The following is a 15,844-nucleotide window of genomic DNA, read 5'->3' on the forward strand; positions in this document are numbered from 1 at the left end:
AACGCGCGTCCAGTGGAAGGAGTTACACCCTCACCGGGATTCGCGGACGACGGGTCAGTTGTCCAGCTTGATCAGCAGACCAAGGACCACAATGCAGGCGAACCAGCCCAGACCGACCACGACGGTGATGCGGTCGAGGTTGCGCTCGGCGACCGAGGAGCCACCGACGGAGGACTGCATACCGCCACCGAACATGTCGGAGAGGCCGCCGCCCTTTCCCTTGTGCATCAGCACCAGCAGCATCAGCAGCAGGCTGAAGACGATCAGGGCGATCTCGAACCCCAAAATCACGGCTGGTCCCTACTTTCCGGAATTTCTAGGACTGCATCTACGGACAACGGGGGCCGGAGGGTGATACCCCCTTCGGCCCCCGCAAGGGTACGACGGATCCGCGCTAGCGCATACTCACTGGTCGCGGAAGCGGACGATCTTGACGAACTCGTCGGCGTCCAGCGCGGCGCCGCCGATCAGGGCGCCGTCCACGTCGGGCTGGGCCATGATGGCCGCGACATTGCCGGACTTCACCGAGCCGCCGTACTGGATACGGACGGCGTCGGCCAGCTCCTGCGAGTACAGCTCGGCCAGCCGGCGGCGGATCGCTCCGCACACCTCCTGGGCGTCCTCGGGGGTGGCGACCTCGCCGGTCCCGATGGCCCAGACCGGCTCGTAGGCGATCACGATGGAATCGGCCTGCTCGGCCGGCACGTCCTTGAGGGCGCCGTCGAGCTGCGCGAGCGTGTAGGAGACCTGGTCACCGGCCTTGCGGATGTCCAGGCCCTCGCCGACGCACAGGATCGGGGTCAGACCGTGCTTGTACGCGGCCTTCACCTTGGCGTTGCAGACCTCGTCGTTCTCGCCGTGGTACTGGCGGCGCTCGCTGTGGCCGACGGCCACGTACGTGCACCTCAGCTTGGCGAGCATGGGGCCGGAGATCTCACCGGTGTACGCGCCGGAGTCGTGCGCCGAGATGTCCTGGGCGCCGTACTTGATCTTCAGCTTGTCGCCGTCCACCAGGGTCTGCACGGATCGCAGGTCGGTGAAGGGCGGCAGGACGGCGACCTCTACGGCGTCGTAGTCCTTGTCGGTCAGGGCGAAGGCGAGCTTCTGGACGTGGGCGATGGCCTCGAGGTGGTTGAGGTTCATCTTCCAGTTGCCCGCCATCAGCGGGGTGCGGGTGCTCATTAAGGGTCAGTCCTCCAGTGCGGCGAGGCCGGGAAGCGTCTTGCCCTCGAGGTATTCGAGGCTGGCGCCGCCACCGGTCGAAATATGGCCGAATGCGTTCTCGTCGAAGCCCAGGATGCGGACGGCGGCGGCGGAGTCGCCACCACCGACGACGCTGAAGGCCGGGGAGTCGATGAGGGCCTGCGCGAGTGCGCGCGTGCCCTCGGCGTAGTCGGGGTGCTCGAAGACGCCCATCGGACCGTTCCAGAAGACGGTGGCCGCGTCGGCGAGCTTCGATGCGTACAGCTTGCGGGTCTCGGGACCGAGGTCCAGACCCATCCGGCCAGCCGGCATGGCGTCGGCGGCGACCGTGCTCGGGTGGGCCGGAGCCTTGGTCCTCAGGTCCGGGAACTCACCGGCGACCAGGACGTCGACGGGGAGCACGAACTCCACACCGAGCTCCTCGGCGCGCTTGAGGTAGCCCTGGACCGCGGGGACCTGGTCCTCCTGGAGCAGCGAGGTGCCGATCTCGTGGCCCTGGGCCTTGAGGAAGGTGTACGCCATGCCGCCGCCGATCAGGATGCGGTCGGCCTTCTCCAGCAGGTGGTCGATGACCCCGAGCTTGTCGGAGACCTTGGCACCGCCGAGGACGACCGCGTACGGCCGCTTGACGTCGGAGGTGAGCTTCTTCAGCACCCCGACCTCGGTGGCGATGAGGTAGCCCGCGCAGTGCGGCAGCCGGGCCGGGAGGTCGAAGACCGAGGCGTGCTTGCGGTGGACGGCACCGAAGCCGTCGCCCACGTACACATCGGCGAGCTCGGCGAGCCGGTCGGCGAACGCCCCGCGCTCGGCGTCGTCCTTCGACGTCTCACCGGCGTTGAAGCGGAGGTTCTCGATGACGGCGACCTTGCCGTCGGTGAGGGCCGCGACCGTGGCGCGGGCGGACTCTCCGACGGTGTCGGCCGCGAAGGCGACCTCCGTGCCGAGGAGTTCACCGAGGCGGGCGGCGGCGGGCGCCAGCGAGAAGGCCGGGTCCGGGGCGCCCTTGGGGCGGCCGAGGTGCGAGGCGACGATGACCCGCGCACCCGCGTCGGCGAGCTTGGTGACCGTCGGGACGACGGCGCGGATCCGGCCGTCGTCGGTGATGGTGGTGCCGTCCAGCGGCACATTGAGGTCGGCGCGGACGAATACCCGCTTGCCCGCGACCCCTTCGGCGAGAAGTTCGTCGATCGTCTTCATCTGTTCCGTTACTCCTTGCAAGGGCGGATGAGCATGCAAGGAGGCTCGAACCGCGCCACGTTGCGCCGTTCGAGCCCCTGGGGGGGGGTGCCCGGTGGATCGTGGTCGGACACCCCCGAGCTCACATCGAGATGCCTGCCGATCCGAGGATCAGAGCTGGCCGCCGACGAAGACGGTCAGGTCGACGAGGCGGTTGGAGTAACCCCACTCGTTGTCGTACCAGCCGAGGATCTTCACCGTCTTGCCCTCCTGAACCATCGTCAGGGAGGAGTCGAAGGTGCACGACGCCGGGTCGCTGACGATGTCGGACGAGACGATCGGGTCCTCGGTGTAGGCCAGGAAGCCCTTGAGGTCGCCGTCGTCGGACGCCTTCTTGAACGCGGCGTTGACCTCGTCCTTGGTGACCTCGCGCTGGAGCTCGACGACCAGGTCGGTGGCCGAACCGGTCGGGACCGGGACGCGCATCGCGATGCCGTCGAGCTTGCCCTTGAGCTGCGGGAGGACCAGGGCGGTGGCCTTGGCGGCACCCGTCGTGGTCGGAATGATGTTCTCGGCGGCGGCGCGGGCGCGACGCAGGTCCGAGTGCGGGAAGTCCAGGATGCGCTGGTCGTTCGTGTACGCGTGGACCGTCGTCATCAGACCCTTGACGATGCCGAAGTTCTCGTCGAGAACCTTCGCCATCGGCGCCACACAGTTGGTGGTGCAGGAGGCGTTGGAGATGACGTGGTGGTTGGCCGCGTCGTACTTCTCCTGGTTGACGCCCATCACGATGGTGATGTCCTCGTCCTTGGCCGGAGCCGAGATGAGGACCTTCTTGGCGCCGCCCGCGATGTGCTTCTCGGCGTCGGCCTTCTTGGTGAAGATACCGGTCGACTCGATCACGATGTCGACGCCCAGCTGACCCCAGGGGATGTCGGCCGGGTTGCGCTCGGAGAGCACCTTGATGGTGTGACCGTCGACGGTGATGGTGTCGGCGGTGTGGCTCACCTCTGCCTTGAGACGACCCAGAATGGTGTCGTACTTCAGCAGGTGGGCCGTGGTCGCAGTGTCACCCAGGTCGTTGACAGCCACGATCTCGATGTCCGCACCCTGCTCCAGCAGCGCGCGGAAGTAGTTACGTCCGATGCGGCCAAAGCCGTTGATGCCTACGCGGATCGTCACGAACCGATCTCCTCGTTAGGTACGCCGGGTTTCGACGCCGGCGAGTTGTATAGGGATGTCCCCGACCGCCTCCGACCCTACCTCTCCGAGGCCGCCGGAGTGACATCGAGAAGGGCCGGACGAGCGCTCGGGCCCGTACTCCGGGCAGGAGCACGGGCCCGGGAGCCCTTGGTCCCGTCGCAGGCCGGGACCTTGGTCCCGGCCTGCGACGACCGGAGCCGAGAGTCGTGACCCCCGGCTTGTCAATGCCTCTCCGCGCCTTTTCGCGCGGTCCGCGACGGCTTGATCTCGACCCGGGACCGGCCGGCCGCGCGGACCCGCCGGGGGCGGGAATCCGGCCGCCCGCGCGGGCCCGCGGGGAAGGGGAACCGGTCAGCCGACGAGGCCGTCGGCGAGCTCCTCGCTCAGGGTGGACTCCGTACCCGGGATGCCCAGGTCCTGGGCCCGCTTGTCGGCCATGGCCAGCAGGCGGCGGATCCGGCCCGCGACCGCGTCCTTGGTCAGCGGCGGGTCGGCGAGCGCGCCCAGCTCCTCCAGGGAGGCCTGCTTGTGCTCCATGCGCAGGCGTCCGGCCGCCGCGAGGTGCTCGGGCACCTCCTCGCCCAGGATCTCCAGCGCGCGCCCCACCCGGGCCCCGGCGGCCACCGCGGCGCGGGCCGAGCGGCGGAGGTTGGCGTCATCGAAGTTGGCCAGCCGGTTCGCCGTGGCCCGGACCTCGCGCCGCATCCGGCGCTCCTCCCAGGCCAGCACCGACTCATGGGCGCCGAGCCGGGTCAGCAGGGCCCCGATCGCGTCGCCGTCCCGGACGACGACGCGGTCCACCCCGCGCACCTCGCGGGCCTTAGCGGCGATGGAGAGCCTGCGGGCCGCGCCGACCAGCGCGAGCGCCGCCTCCGGCCCCGGGCAGGTCACCTCCAGCGAGGAGGAACGGCCCGGCTCGGTGAGCGAGCCGTGCGCCAGGAAGGCTCCGCGCCAGGCCGCCTCCGCGTCACAAGTGGCTCCCGAGACCACCTGCGGGGGAAGCCCGCGGATGGGCCGGCCGCGGCCGTCCACCAGACCGGTCTGGCGGGCCAGCTGGTCACCGCCCGCCACCACGCGCACGACGTAGCGCGAGCCGCGCCGCAGCCCGCCGGGGGCCATCACGATCAGTTCCGAGCTGTGCCCGAAGATTTCGAGGATGTCCCGCTTGAGCCGGCGCGCCGCCATCGCGGTGTCCAGCTCCGCCTCGATCACAATCCGGCCGCTCACCAAGTGCAGCCCGCCCGCGAAACGAAGAATCGCCGAGACTTCTGCCTTCCTGCAGCAGGTCCGGGTGACGGGAAGCCGAGAGATTTCGTCCTTCACCGCTGGCGTCATCGCCATGGGCCGATCCTTCCATGCATCCGAAAAATACGGTCGTACGCGGCGGCCAACAGCTCCGGATCATGAATCGGAACGCCGTCGGGTGAGGCCACAGGCGCCAGCTCGACCGCGGCACCGAGCCGTTTTGCGGCATCGGCGAGGGACTCACGGTCGGGCACGGCGGCCTCGTCGGCCAGCACCACGTCCAAGGCGAGTTTAGGTGCGTGTCGTCCCAAAACCTCCAAATGACGCTGCGGGGAGAAGCCATCTGTTTCACCGGGTTGCGGCGCGAGGTTCAGCGAGAGGACCTTCCGGGCCTTCGTGCCGACCAGTGCGTCGAGCAGATCGGGCACCAGCAGATGCGGGATCACCGAGGAGAACCAGGAGCCGGGGCCGAGGACCACCCAGTCCGCGTCGAGGACGGCCTCGACCGCCTCGGGGACGGCCGGCGGGTCCGCCGGGACGACGTGCACGGACTGGACCTCGCCCGGGGTGAGCGCCACCGTGGCCTGGCCGCGCACCGTGACGATCTCCTCGGGGCGGTCCGCGTCGTGTCCCCGTACCAGCGCCTGGAGCTCCAGCGGCACGGCCGACATCGGCAGCACCCGGCCGTGCGCGCCGAGCAGCTTGCCGACCAGGTCGAGCGCCTGCACATGGTCGCCGAGCTGTTCCCACAGGGCGACGATCAGCAGGTTGCCGACCGCGTGCTCGTGCAGATCGCCCTTGGACTCGAAGCGGTGCTGGATGACCCGGGCCCAGGTCTGTCCCCAGTCGTCGTCGCCGCAGAGCGCGGCGAGGGCCTTGCGCAGGTCGCCGGGCGGCAGGACGCCCAGCTCCTCGCGCAGCCGGCCGCTGGAGCCGCCGTCGTCCGCGACGGTGACCACGGCCGTGAGATCGCCGGTGATCCGGCGCAGCGCCGCGAGGGACGCCGACAGGCCCATGCCGCCGCCGAGCGCGACGACCTTGGGCTGGGCGCCGCGCTTGCGGCCGGAGAGCGCCGACGTGGCTCTGCTGAGCCGCCGCAGACGCAGATTGCGACCGGTCACTCGCGCCCCATGTCCCGGTGGACGAGGACCGTCTCGATGCCTTCCGTGGCCAGTCGGGCCGCGAGCTTCTCCGACATCGCGACGGAGCGGTGCTTGCCGCCCGTGCACCCGACGGCGATGGTCACGTACCGCTTGCCCTCGCGGCGGTAACCGGCCGCGATCAGCTGGAGCAGCTCCGTGTACTGGTTGAGGAACTCCTTGGCGCCCGGCTGGTCGAAGACGTACGCGGACACCTCCTCGTTGAGGCCGGTGAACGGGCGCAGCTCCGGGACCCAGTGCGGGTTGGGCAGGAAGCGGCAGTCCACGACCAGGTCGGCGTCGACCGGCAGGCCGTACTTGAAGCCGAAGGACATCACCGTGGCCCGCAGCTCCGGCTCCTCGTCGCCCGCGAACTGGGCGTCCATCTTGGCCCGGAGTTCGTGCACGTTGAGGCTGGAGGTGTCGATCACCAGGTCGGCGTCGCCGCGCAGCTCGCGCAGCAGATCGCGCTCGGCCGCGATGCCGTCGACGATCCGGCCGTCGCCCTGGAGGGGGTGCGGGCGGCGGACCGACTCGAAGCGGCGCACCAGGGCGTCGTCGGAGGACTCCAGGAAAACGATCCGCCTGGTGACGTGCTTGGCCTCCAGGTCCGCGAGGGACTCCCGCAGATTGTCGAAGAAGCGCCGGCCGCGCACATCGACCACGACGGCGATCCGGGCCACATTGCCCTGCGAGCGGGCGCCGAGCTCCACCATGGTGGGGATCAGCGCGGGTGGCAGATTGTCGACGACGAACCAGCCGAGGTCCTCCAGACACTTGGCGGCGGTGCTCCGCCCGGCGCCCGACATCCCGGAGATGATCACCAGTTCGGGAATGGCCGACGCGGCGGCCTCGCCCGTCTCGTTCGTGGTGCCCGTACTCACGTCTGCTGCTCCGTCTGCTCGGTCTGTGCGTTCGTGCTGGTGTTCATGTTCGTGCCGGCGTTCGTGTCCGGGGGCGTGCTCGCCCCCGGCCGTGGTTCTGTTCCCTGTCTCGTCCGTGTGCTCAGTCATGACGTACCCCCGTCGTCGTCTTCAATGATCTCTCCTGTGGCCGTGTTCACGGCAGGTGCGGCCGGGGCGGTCGAGGCGAGGGCGGCGGCCACCGATTCCGCCGTCCTGCGGCCTATCCCCGGGACCTGGCAGATCTCGTCGATTGTCGCCTGCCGCAGCTTCTTCACGGAGCCGAAATGCTTGATCAGCGCCTGTTTCCGGGTCTCTCCGAGACCGGCGACAGCATCCAGGGGGCTGCTGCGGATGCGCTTGGCCCGCTTGGCCCGCTGGTAGGTGATGGCGAAGCGGTGCGCCTCGTCGCGGACGCGCTGGAGGAGGTAGAGGCCCTCGCTGGAACGGGGCAGGACCACGGGGTCGTCGTCATCGGGCAGCCAGACCTCTTCGAGGCGCTTGGCCAGCCCGCAGACGGCGATGTCGTCGATCCCCAGCTCGTCCAGGGCACGCTTGGCGGCGGCCACCTGGGGCTGTCCGCCGTCGACGACGACGAGCTGCGGCGGATACGCGAACCGCTTGGGGCGGCCGTCGTCCTCACGGGGCTCGTCCTCACGGGACTGGTCGGGCTGGTCGGACTGGTCGGGCTGGTCCTCACGGGGCTCGCTGCCGCCGGGACCGGCGTCCCCGGCGGGCTCCGGCGCGGGGACGGGTCCGGTGGGTGCCGGGCCGGACTCCTGCGGCTCCTCCCACTCCCCCGTGCGCTCCTTCTCCTGGAGATAGCGCTTGAACCGGCGCCCGATCACCTCGTGCATCGAGCGGACGTCGTCCTGGCCCTCGAAGCCCTTGATCTGGAAGCGCCGGTACTCGCTCTTGCGGGCGAGCCCGTCCTCGAAGACCACCATCGACGCGACCACGTCGTCGCCCTGGAGATGGGAGATGTCGTAGCACTCGATGCGCAGCGGGGCCGTGTCGAGGCCGAGTGCCTCGGCGATCTCCTCCAGGGCGCGGGAGCGGGTCGTCAGGTCGGAGGCGCGCTTGGTCTTGTGCAGTCCGAGCGCCTGCTGGGCGTTGCGCTGGACGGTGACCATGAGGTCCTTCTTGTCGCCGCGCTGCGGGATACGCAGGCTGACCTGCGAACCCCGGCGCCCGGCGAGCCACTGGGAGACCGCTTCGGGGTCCTCGGGGAGGGCCGGGACCAGGACCTCCTTGGGGACGGAGTCGCCCGTCTCCTCGCCGTACAGCTGCTGGAGAGCGTGCTCGACCAGGCCCGCGGTGTCGACGGCCTCGACCTTGTCGGTGACCCAGCCGCGCTGACCGCGCACCCGGCCGCCGCGGACGTGGAAGATCTGGACGGCGGCTTCCAGCTCGTCCTCGGCGACGGCGATCAGGTCGGCGTCGGTGGCGTCGGCGAGGACGACGGCGCTCTTCTCCATGGCCCGCTTCAGGGCCTCGGCGTCGTCGCGGAGCCGTGCGGCCCGCTCGTACTCCATGTCCTCCGCCGCCAGCATCATGTCCTTCTCCAGCCGGCGGATGTACGTCCCCGTCCGGCCGGCCATGAAGTCGCAGAAGTCCTCGGCCAGTTCGCGGTGTTCCTCGGGGGTGACGCGGCCGACGCAGGGGGCCGAGCACTTGCCGATGTACCCGAGGAGGCAGGGGCGGCCGGTCCTGGCGGCGTTCTTGAACACGCCCGCGGAGCACGTACGGACGGGGAAGACGCGGAGCATCAGGTCGACGGTCTCGCGGATGGCCCACGCGTGCCCGTACGGACCGAAGTAGCGCACGCCCTTCTTCTTGGCCCCGCGCATGACCTGGACCCGCGGGAACTCCTCGTCGAGCGTGACCGCGAGATACGGATAGCTCTTGTCGTCGCGGTACTTGACGTTGAACCGGGGGTCGTACTCCTTGATCCAGGAGTACTCCAGCTGGAGCGCCTCGACCTCGGTGGAGACCACCGTCCATTCGACGGACGCGGCGGTCGTGACCATCGTGCGCGTACGCGGGTGGAGTCCGGCCAGGTCCTGGAAGTAGTTGGCCAGGCGCTGGCGCAGGTTCTTCGCCTTCCCGACGTAGATCACCCGGCGGTGCTCGTCGCGGAACTTGTAGACCCCCGGGGAGTCGGGGATCTGTCCCGGCTTGGGGCGGTAGCTGGAGGGGTCTGCCATGTCTCACACCCTACTTGCGGAGTGTGACAGTGGGCCCTCGTCGCGGGTGGTGCCGTGCTCCGGGGTACGGGTGCGGTGCGCGCACCCCGGAGCACGGGCCCGGCGGGTGCCGGTCAGGCGCCGGTGACGGGGGTCTCCCGGGTACGGCGGTGGCGGCGGGCCGCGGTGATGCCGCACAGGGCCAGGACCAGCAGGGCCCCGGCTCCGGCGGTGGCCGAGGTGGCGGTCAGGGCGGTGCCCGGACCGCCGTCCGGCGTGCCCTCCGCGGTGGCGGCCAGGGCGGGCGCGGAGCCGGGCCCCTCGGCCGGACCGGCCACCGGACCGGCCACCGGACCGGGGCCGGAGCCCGTCGCCGCTTCGGGGCCGTAGCCTCCCGCCTTCCCGGAACGGGCGTAGCCGGAGCCGGGGAGCTTGTCCCCGTACGCCTCCCGCACCCGGCCGCGGTAGGCGGACAGTGTGGTGCCCTCCGCGCCGACCGCCCCGGCCGCGTCCTCGTCCAGCGGGAGCACCTTCGCCCCCTTGTGGACGTACCAGGCGTCGATCTGCGGCTCACGGAACACCGTGCCGCCGGGGAGCTTGCGCTCGCCCGCCGCGGCGTACCGCGCCTCGTCGTCGCCGGTGGCGATGTTCACCACCTGCCAGTCCCCGCTCCGGCCGGCCTTCGGGACGGTCCACAGGGAGGCCTTCTGCCCGTCCGAGGAGACCGCGGTGGAGGCGAGGTAGTCGAGCGTGCTGAGGGCCGCCCCCGGTTTCCCGGCGACGAAGTCCGCGGAGAGCGTGCGGACGGGGACGACCGTGGGCCCGACCCGCGGTGCGGCCGCGGCCCGGGTGACCGCTCCCTCCCTGGCGAAGAACCGGGACAGGGTGTCCAGCGTCGAGGCCGAGGTCGCCGCCTCGTGGGCGGCGGCCAGGGCCGGGGCGCTGACGGCGAGGACGGGCGCCGGGGTGGTGGTGGCCGGGCGGGCGGCGGGTGCGCTGTCCGCCGCGGCCTGGGGAGAGGCGGCGGCGAACAGCGCGGCGCCGGTGAGCGCGGTGGCCGTGACGATGCGCCGGGTCGTGGAAGTCATGCCGTCACGCCCCGATCCGGTACAGCGAGTGGGTCCAGGAGAACTCGTTGTTGTTCACGTACCAGGCGTGGGAGGCCCAGTTGTAGCGGTTGCTGGAGGGCCAGGGATCGCCCCAGTAGACCCAGCTGTTGGCATCGTCGTAGCCGTACAGGACATGCATGTGCCCGCCGCCGGAGGACCACTGGATGCGCGTCTCGACGGGACGGCCGGCGGATATCTCGCCCTGCACGGTCGGGTAGCGGAGCCAGCCCGTGACGTACGACCCGGGGTTGACCCCGGTCCAGGACAGGCCGTTCTGGACATCACCCAGCGTGGCCTGCGAGTTGGGGCACTCGTAGCCCTGGTTCCGGCCGAAGGCGGCGTTGCAGAACTGGTTCTGGGAGTAGGTGCGCCCGAACCAGGTGGCGATGGTGTTGCCCGCGGCCGCCCAGCACCAGTTGGTCTTCTGCTGGGCCTGCATCGTGATGTTCAGCCGCTGGGTGGCGGCGACGGCGCTGCCCTCCGGCGTGACGGCCGGGTTCTGCGCGGCGGTGGCGGTCACCGCGGGTACGGCGAGGAGCACGGCGGCCAGGAGTACCGTGAACGGGAACCTTCCCGGCCTGATTCTTCGGTTGCGCATGGCGTTCCTCCCATGGCGGGGGGGGGTGGGATCGGAGGAGCGCGTCCGGACGCTGTTGAGGAGCATCGACCGTTGTCCGGAACGGGTCAACACGCTTCAATGCGGGGTGACATCGCGGTGTGAACGGCGCGGCGGATGTGTGAACAGTGCCGCCCCGGTCACCTGCTCCCCCGCTCCCGTACGGGCGGTGCACCCGCTCCCCGTCGTGAACGTTCACCGGAGGCCCGGCATGCGGCACACCGAGACCGAACTCGCCCAGGTGCTGCACACCGGCCCCTTCCATCTGGCGCTGCGCACCGCCCTGTCCGTGCGCGGGCTGCCGCTCCAGCGGGTCCAGCACCACCTCGCGCACCGGGGGATCAAGGTCGGGGTGACGAGCCTCAGCTACTGGCAGCAGGGCGCGCGCCGCCCCCGGCGCGCCGAGTCGCTGCGTGCCGTGCAGGCTCTGGAGGACGTTCTCTCGCTGCCGGGCAACTCGCTGCTGCGGCTGCTGGAGACGGGGGACTCGCCCGCGGACGGCGAGCGTCCCGCGGCGCGCTCGTACCGCTCGCTGCTGGAGGCGTCGGGCGCGGTGGAGCGACTGCTGGCAGCGATGGAGTCACCGGTCGACGGCGGGCTGCACACGGTGGGGCACCAGGAGCGGGTACGGATAGGGGCCGGGCGGGAGCTGGCGGGCCGCGACTCGCAGCATGTCGTACGGGCACATCGCGACGGCGTCGACCGCTATCTGGCCGTCCACCGCGGCGATCCGGGCTGTGAACCGTCCAGGATCACGGTGCGGGCCCGGGAGAACTGCCGGACCGGCCGGGTCCGCTGGGACCGGGAGTCCGGTGTGCTGGTGGCGGAGCTGCTCTTCGACACCCGGCTGCGGGCCGGTGAGACGTACCTCTTCGGCTACGGCTTCGACGACGGTACGGGAGGGCCCAGCGGCGAATACGTGCGCGGCTTCACCTTCGGCGGCGGGCAGTACGTGCTCCAGATCCGCTTCGACGAGGCCGCGCTGCCGGTCCGGTGCCGGCGCTTCGTCCAGGCGTCGGCGGGGGCGGCGCGCGGCGCCCGGACCGACCTGACGCTCACCGGGCGGCACCGGACCGTGCATCTGGTGGAGCAGGGGGTACGGCCCGGTCTTGTCGGCATCGACTGGGACTGGGAGTGAACGGGGCCGGGAGCGGACGGGACTGAACGGGGTCCGGAAACGGACGGGCCGGGCCCGGCCCCGGCAGGCCTGTCAGGCTTCGGGGCCCACGACGAGCTTGCCGCCCTCGGCCGTGACCGGGACGGAGGGCAGCGGCACCGTGGCCGGGCCGTGGAGCGCCTTACCGGTGGTCATGTCGAAGCGGCTGCCGTGGCAGGGGCAGTGGCCCTCGATGCCCTCGACCTTGTCCAGGACACAGCCACCGTGGGTGCACTGGGCGCTGAACGCCTTGTACTGGCCCTTCGCCGGGCAGCTCACGACGACGCGCTGCTCACGGTAGAGCTTGGCGCCACCGACGGGGACCGCGTCCGCGGCACCGAGGTCCACGGGTGCGGTCGGCGTGGGCGTCTCGGCGTGGCCGAGCTTGGAGTCGGTCGAGCAGGCGGCCACTCCCAGCCCGGCGGCACCGGCGAGAGCGGCACCCTTCAGCACGGTACGGCGGGCGGCGGGCTGGCCGGGCATGCGGTCTCCACGGGTCGGTGTTCAGAAGGGGTACGGGCGGTCGCCGGACATGACCGGTGGCAGCGGCGCCACGGTTCCCGGTGACAGAAACGACGATACCGGCGGAGACCGGAGGCTCTGCGGCCGGGCCGGACATGACCGGACAGCGGGCCCGGCAACCGGCCGGACGGCGCGCCGGGCCGGTGGCGGTGGTGGTCCCGGTCCTGGGCCACCACCGCCACCGGCTCACGGCGCGACGGTCACGCCTTGCGGGCGCGGGCCGTCTTCTTCGCCGCCGTGCTCTTGGCGGCCGTGCTCTTGGCGGCCTTGGCGGGCACTGCCTTGGCCGTCTTCCCCGCAGCCGTCTTCCTGGCCGCGGTGGCGGCGGTGGCGGCGGCCGCCTTCCGCACCGGCTTGCGGGCCGCGGGCAGCGCGGCCTCACTGATCCGGTCCGCGTCCAGGATGCCCTGGAGGAACTTCCCGGTGTGGCTGGCGGGAACCGAGGCGACCTTCTCCGGAGTGCCCTCGGCGATGACCAGACCTCCGCCGTTGCCCCCTTCGGGGCCCATGTCGATGACCCAGTCCGCGGTCTTGATGACATCGAGGTTGTGCTCGATGACGATCACCGTGTTGCCCTTGTCGACCAGACCGGACAGCACCTTGATCAGCTTGCTGATGTCCTCGAAGTGCAGACCGGTGGTCGGCTCGTCCAGGACGTAGACCGTGCGGCCGGTGGAGCGCTTCTGGAGCTCGCTCGCCAGCTTCACCCGCTGCGCCTCGCCGCCGGAGAGCGTCGGCGCGGACTGTCCGAGCCGGACGTATCCGAGGCCCACCTCGTTGAGCGTACGCAGATGGCGGGCGATCGTCGGGACGGCCTCGAAGAACTCCAGGCCCTCCTCGATCGGCATGTCCAGCACCTCGGCGATGGACTTGCCCTTGTAGTGGACCTCCAGGGTCTCCCGGTTGTAGCGCGCTCCGTGGCAGACCTCGCACGGGACGTACACATCGGGCAGGAAGTTCATCTCGATCTTGATGGTGCCGTCGCCGGAGCAGTTCTCGCAGCGGCCGCCCTTGACGTTGAAGGAGAAGCGGCCCGGCAGATAGCCGCGCACCTTCGCCTCCATCGTCTCGGCGAACAGCCTGCGGACATGGTCGAAGACTCCGGTGTACGTGGCCGGGTTGGACCGGGGCGTACGGCCGATGGGCGACTGGTCGACGTGCACCACCTTGTCGACGAGGTCGTCGCCGTCGACCCGGGTGTGCCGGCCGGGGACCGACTTGGCTCCGTTGAGCTCACGGGCCAGGTGCGTGTAGAGGATGTCGTTGACCAGGGTCGACTTTCCGGACCCCGAGACACCCGTGACGGCCGTGAGGACTCCGAGCGGGAAGGAGACGTCGATGTCCTGGAGGTTGTTCTCCCGGGCGCCGTGCACCGTGAGGCGGCGGCCCGGGTCGACCGGGCGCCGGATGTCGGGCATCGGGATCGCCCGCTTGCCGGACAGATACTGGCCGGTGATCGACTGCTTGTTGGCCAGCAGCTCCTTGAGCGAGCCGGAGTGGACCACCTTGCCGCCGTGCTCACCGGCGCCGGGGCCGATGTCGACGACCCAGTCGGCGACCTTGATGGTGTCCTCGTCGTGCTCGACGACGATGAGGGTGTTGCCCATGTCGCGGAGCCGGACGAGGGTCTCGATCAGGCGGTGGTTGTCCCGCTGGTGGAGCCCGATGGACGGCTCGTCCAGGACGTACAGCACGCCGACCAGCCCGGAGCCGATCTGTGTCGCGAGCCGGATGCGCTGGGCCTCACCGCCGGACAGCGTGCCCGCCGCCCGGTTCAGCGAGAGGTAGTCGAGGCCGACGTCGACGAGGAACCTCAGCCGCTCGTTGACCTCCTTGAGCACCCGCTCGGCGATCTTCTTGTCGCGGGCGTTGAGCTTCATCCGGCCCAGGAACTCGGCGCACTCGCTGATCGACATCGCGGAGACCTCGGCGATGGACTTCTCCATCACCGTCACCGCGAGCACGATCGGCTTCAGCCGCGTGCCCTCACAGGTCGGGCAGGGCACCTCGCGCATGTAGCCCTCGAAGCGCTCACGGCTGGAGTCGCTCTCGGCCTCGGAGTGGCGCCGCTTCACGAACTGCACCGCGCCCTCGAAGGCGGGGGTCGTATAGGCGCGCTCGCGGCCGTACCGGTTGCGGTACCGCACCTCGGTCTGGATCTTGTGGCCGAAGAGCAGGGCCTTCTTCGCGCGCTGCGGCAGCCCGGCCCAGGGGATGTCCGTACGGAATCCGAGGGCTTCGGAGAGCGCGCCGATCAGCCGGCCGAAGTACTCCTTGGTGTGGCCGTGCGACCAGGGGTGGATCGCCCCCTCGTCGAGGGACTTTTCCTCGTCCGGGACGATCAGCTCCGGGTCGACCTCCATGCGCGTACCGATGCCCGTGCAGTCGGGGCAGGCACCGAAGGGCGAGTTGAAGGAGAAGGAGCGGGGCTCCAGCTCCTCGAAGGAGAGGTCGTCGTACGGGCAGTAGAGGTGCTCGGAGTACATCCGCTCGCGCTCGGGGTCGTCCTCGGGGAGGTCGACGAAGTCGAGCACGACCATGCCGCCGGAGAGCCCGAGCGCGGTCTCGACCGAGTCGGTCAGCCGGCGCTTGGCGCTGTCCTTCACGGTGAGGCGGTCGACGACCACCTCGATGGTGTGCTTCTCCTGCTTCTTGAGCGTGGGGGGCTCGGAGAGCTGAATGGTCTCGCCGTCGACCCTGGCCCTGCTGTAGCCCTTGGTCTGCAGATCGGCGAAGAGGTCGACGAACTCGCCCTTGCGCTCGCGCACCAGCGGTGAGAGGACCTGGAACCGGCTGCCCTCGGGCAGGCCGAGCACCTTGTCGACGATGGCCTGCGGCGACTGGCGGGAGATGGGCCGGCCGCACTCCGGGCAGTGCGGCTTGCCGATCCGGGCGAAGAGCAGCCGGAGGTAGTCGTACACCTCGGTGATGGTGCCGACCGTCGAGCGCGGGTTGCGCGAGGTCGACTTCTGGTCGATGGAGACGGCGGGCGAGAGTCCCTCGATGAAATCGACGTCCGGCTTGTCCATCTGCCCGAGGAACTGCCGGGCGTACGAGGAGAGGGACTCCACGTAGCGCCGCTGGCCCTCGGCGAAGATCGTGTCGAACGCGAGGGACGACTTGCCCGACCCGGAGAGCCCGGTGAAGACGATGAGGGAGTCGCGGGGGAGATCGAGCGAGACGTTCTTGAGGTTGTGCTCGCGCGCGCCACGGACGATGAGACGGTCGGCCACGCCGGTCCGCACCTTTCTTGGGGAAGCGGGGGAACTGAGCCCCTCTCCCAGGGTATGGGGGGCGCCACAGCGATGGAGGAGGCTTTCGACTCCGAGCGTATAGCACGCACATTCGATTTACGGTCGCCCTCGAACTCCTTCACCCGAATGAGTG

The 15,844-nt window shown here is 70.4% G+C and carries 13 protein-coding genes; 1 reads left to right on the forward strand and 12 read right to left on the reverse strand.

Annotated elements, in window-relative coordinates; genetic code table 11:
* Positions 1–54: 54 nt before the first annotated feature.
* The 10 genes from secG to OHA98_RS28665 all read right to left on the reverse strand — a co-directional run bounded on the left by secG (position 55) and on the right by OHA98_RS28665 (position 10,761).
* The gene (gene secG, locus OHA98_RS28620; RefSeq protein WP_018104607.1) at positions 55–291 is read right to left on the reverse strand and encodes a preprotein translocase subunit SecG; all 237 of its coding nucleotides are present in this window, start codon (positions 289–291) and stop codon (positions 55–57) included.
* Positions 292–405: 114 nt separating this feature from the next.
* Positions 406–1,182 (reverse strand): triose-phosphate isomerase, encoded by a 777-nt coding sequence (tpiA, locus tag OHA98_RS28625; RefSeq protein ID WP_266929693.1) that lies wholly within the window; start codon positions 1,180–1,182, stop codon positions 406–408.
* Positions 1,183–1,188: 6 nt separating this feature from the next.
* A complete protein-coding gene (gene pgk / locus OHA98_RS28630) occupies positions 1,189–2,400 on the reverse strand; it encodes a phosphoglycerate kinase (protein WP_266929695.1) in 1,212 nt (403 codons plus the stop codon).
* A 150-nt stretch (positions 2,401–2,550) separates the two neighbouring features.
* Complete coding sequence (gene gap / locus OHA98_RS28635) at positions 2,551–3,561, reverse strand: type I glyceraldehyde-3-phosphate dehydrogenase (protein WP_266929696.1); 1,011 nt, start codon at positions 3,559–3,561, stop codon at positions 2,551–2,553.
* 372 nt (positions 3,562–3,933) lie between these two features.
* Entirely contained in the window at positions 3,934–4,923 is a 990-nt protein-coding gene (gene whiA, locus OHA98_RS28640) for a DNA-binding protein WhiA (protein WP_030919772.1), read from the reverse strand.
* Positions 4,914–5,948 carry a uridine diphosphate-N-acetylglucosamine-binding protein YvcK gene (gene yvcK / locus OHA98_RS28645; RefSeq protein WP_266929698.1) on the reverse strand — a complete coding sequence of 345 codons (1,035 nt, stop codon included), beginning with the start codon at positions 5,946–5,948 and terminating at the stop codon, positions 4,914–4,916. The genes whiA and yvcK overlap by 10 nt, the downstream gene beginning before the upstream one ends.
* Complete coding sequence (gene rapZ / locus OHA98_RS28650; protein WP_266929700.1) at positions 5,945–6,979, reverse strand: RNase adapter RapZ; 1,035 nt, start codon at positions 6,977–6,979, stop codon at positions 5,945–5,947. The genes yvcK and rapZ overlap by 4 nt, the downstream gene beginning before the upstream one ends.
* Positions 6,976–9,075 (reverse strand): excinuclease ABC subunit UvrC, encoded by a 2,100-nt coding sequence (gene uvrC, locus OHA98_RS28655; protein WP_266929701.1) that lies wholly within the window; start codon positions 9,073–9,075, stop codon positions 6,976–6,978. Before uvrC ends, rapZ begins: the two co-directional genes overlap by 4 nt.
* A 113-nt stretch (positions 9,076–9,188) precedes the next feature.
* Positions 9,189–10,142 carry a hypothetical protein gene (locus OHA98_RS28660; protein WP_266929703.1) on the reverse strand — a complete coding sequence of 318 codons (954 nt, stop codon included), beginning with the start codon at positions 10,140–10,142 and terminating at the stop codon, positions 9,189–9,191.
* A 4-nt stretch (positions 10,143–10,146) separates the two neighbouring features.
* Entirely contained in the window at positions 10,147–10,761 is a 615-nt protein-coding gene (locus tag OHA98_RS28665; RefSeq protein WP_266929705.1) for a papain-like cysteine protease family protein, read from the reverse strand.
* A gap of 229 nt (positions 10,762–10,990) precedes the next feature.
* On the opposite strand from OHA98_RS28665, the gene OHA98_RS28670 reads away from it, so the two are divergent.
* Positions 10,991–11,917, forward strand: coding sequence for a hypothetical protein (locus OHA98_RS28670; protein WP_266929707.1), 927 nt, complete (start codon positions 10,991–10,993; stop codon positions 11,915–11,917).
* A 72-nt stretch (positions 11,918–11,989) separates the two neighbouring features.
* On the opposite strand, the gene OHA98_RS28675 is transcribed toward OHA98_RS28670, so the two are convergent.
* Together OHA98_RS28675 and uvrA are read right to left on the reverse strand one after the other, a co-directional pair.
* Positions 11,990–12,418 (reverse strand): Rieske (2Fe-2S) protein, encoded by a 429-nt coding sequence (locus OHA98_RS28675; RefSeq protein WP_266929708.1) that lies wholly within the window; start codon positions 12,416–12,418, stop codon positions 11,990–11,992.
* 239 nt (positions 12,419–12,657) lie between these two features.
* The gene (uvrA, locus tag OHA98_RS28680; protein WP_266929710.1) at positions 12,658–15,690 is read right to left on the reverse strand and encodes an excinuclease ABC subunit UvrA; all 3,033 of its coding nucleotides are present in this window, start codon (positions 15,688–15,690) and stop codon (positions 12,658–12,660) included.
* Positions 15,691–15,844 lie beyond the last annotated feature (154 nt).

The organism is Streptomyces sp. NBC_00654, from assembly GCF_026341775.1.
In the GTDB taxonomy this organism is placed as follows: domain Bacteria; phylum Actinomycetota; class Actinomycetes; order Streptomycetales; family Streptomycetaceae; genus Streptomyces.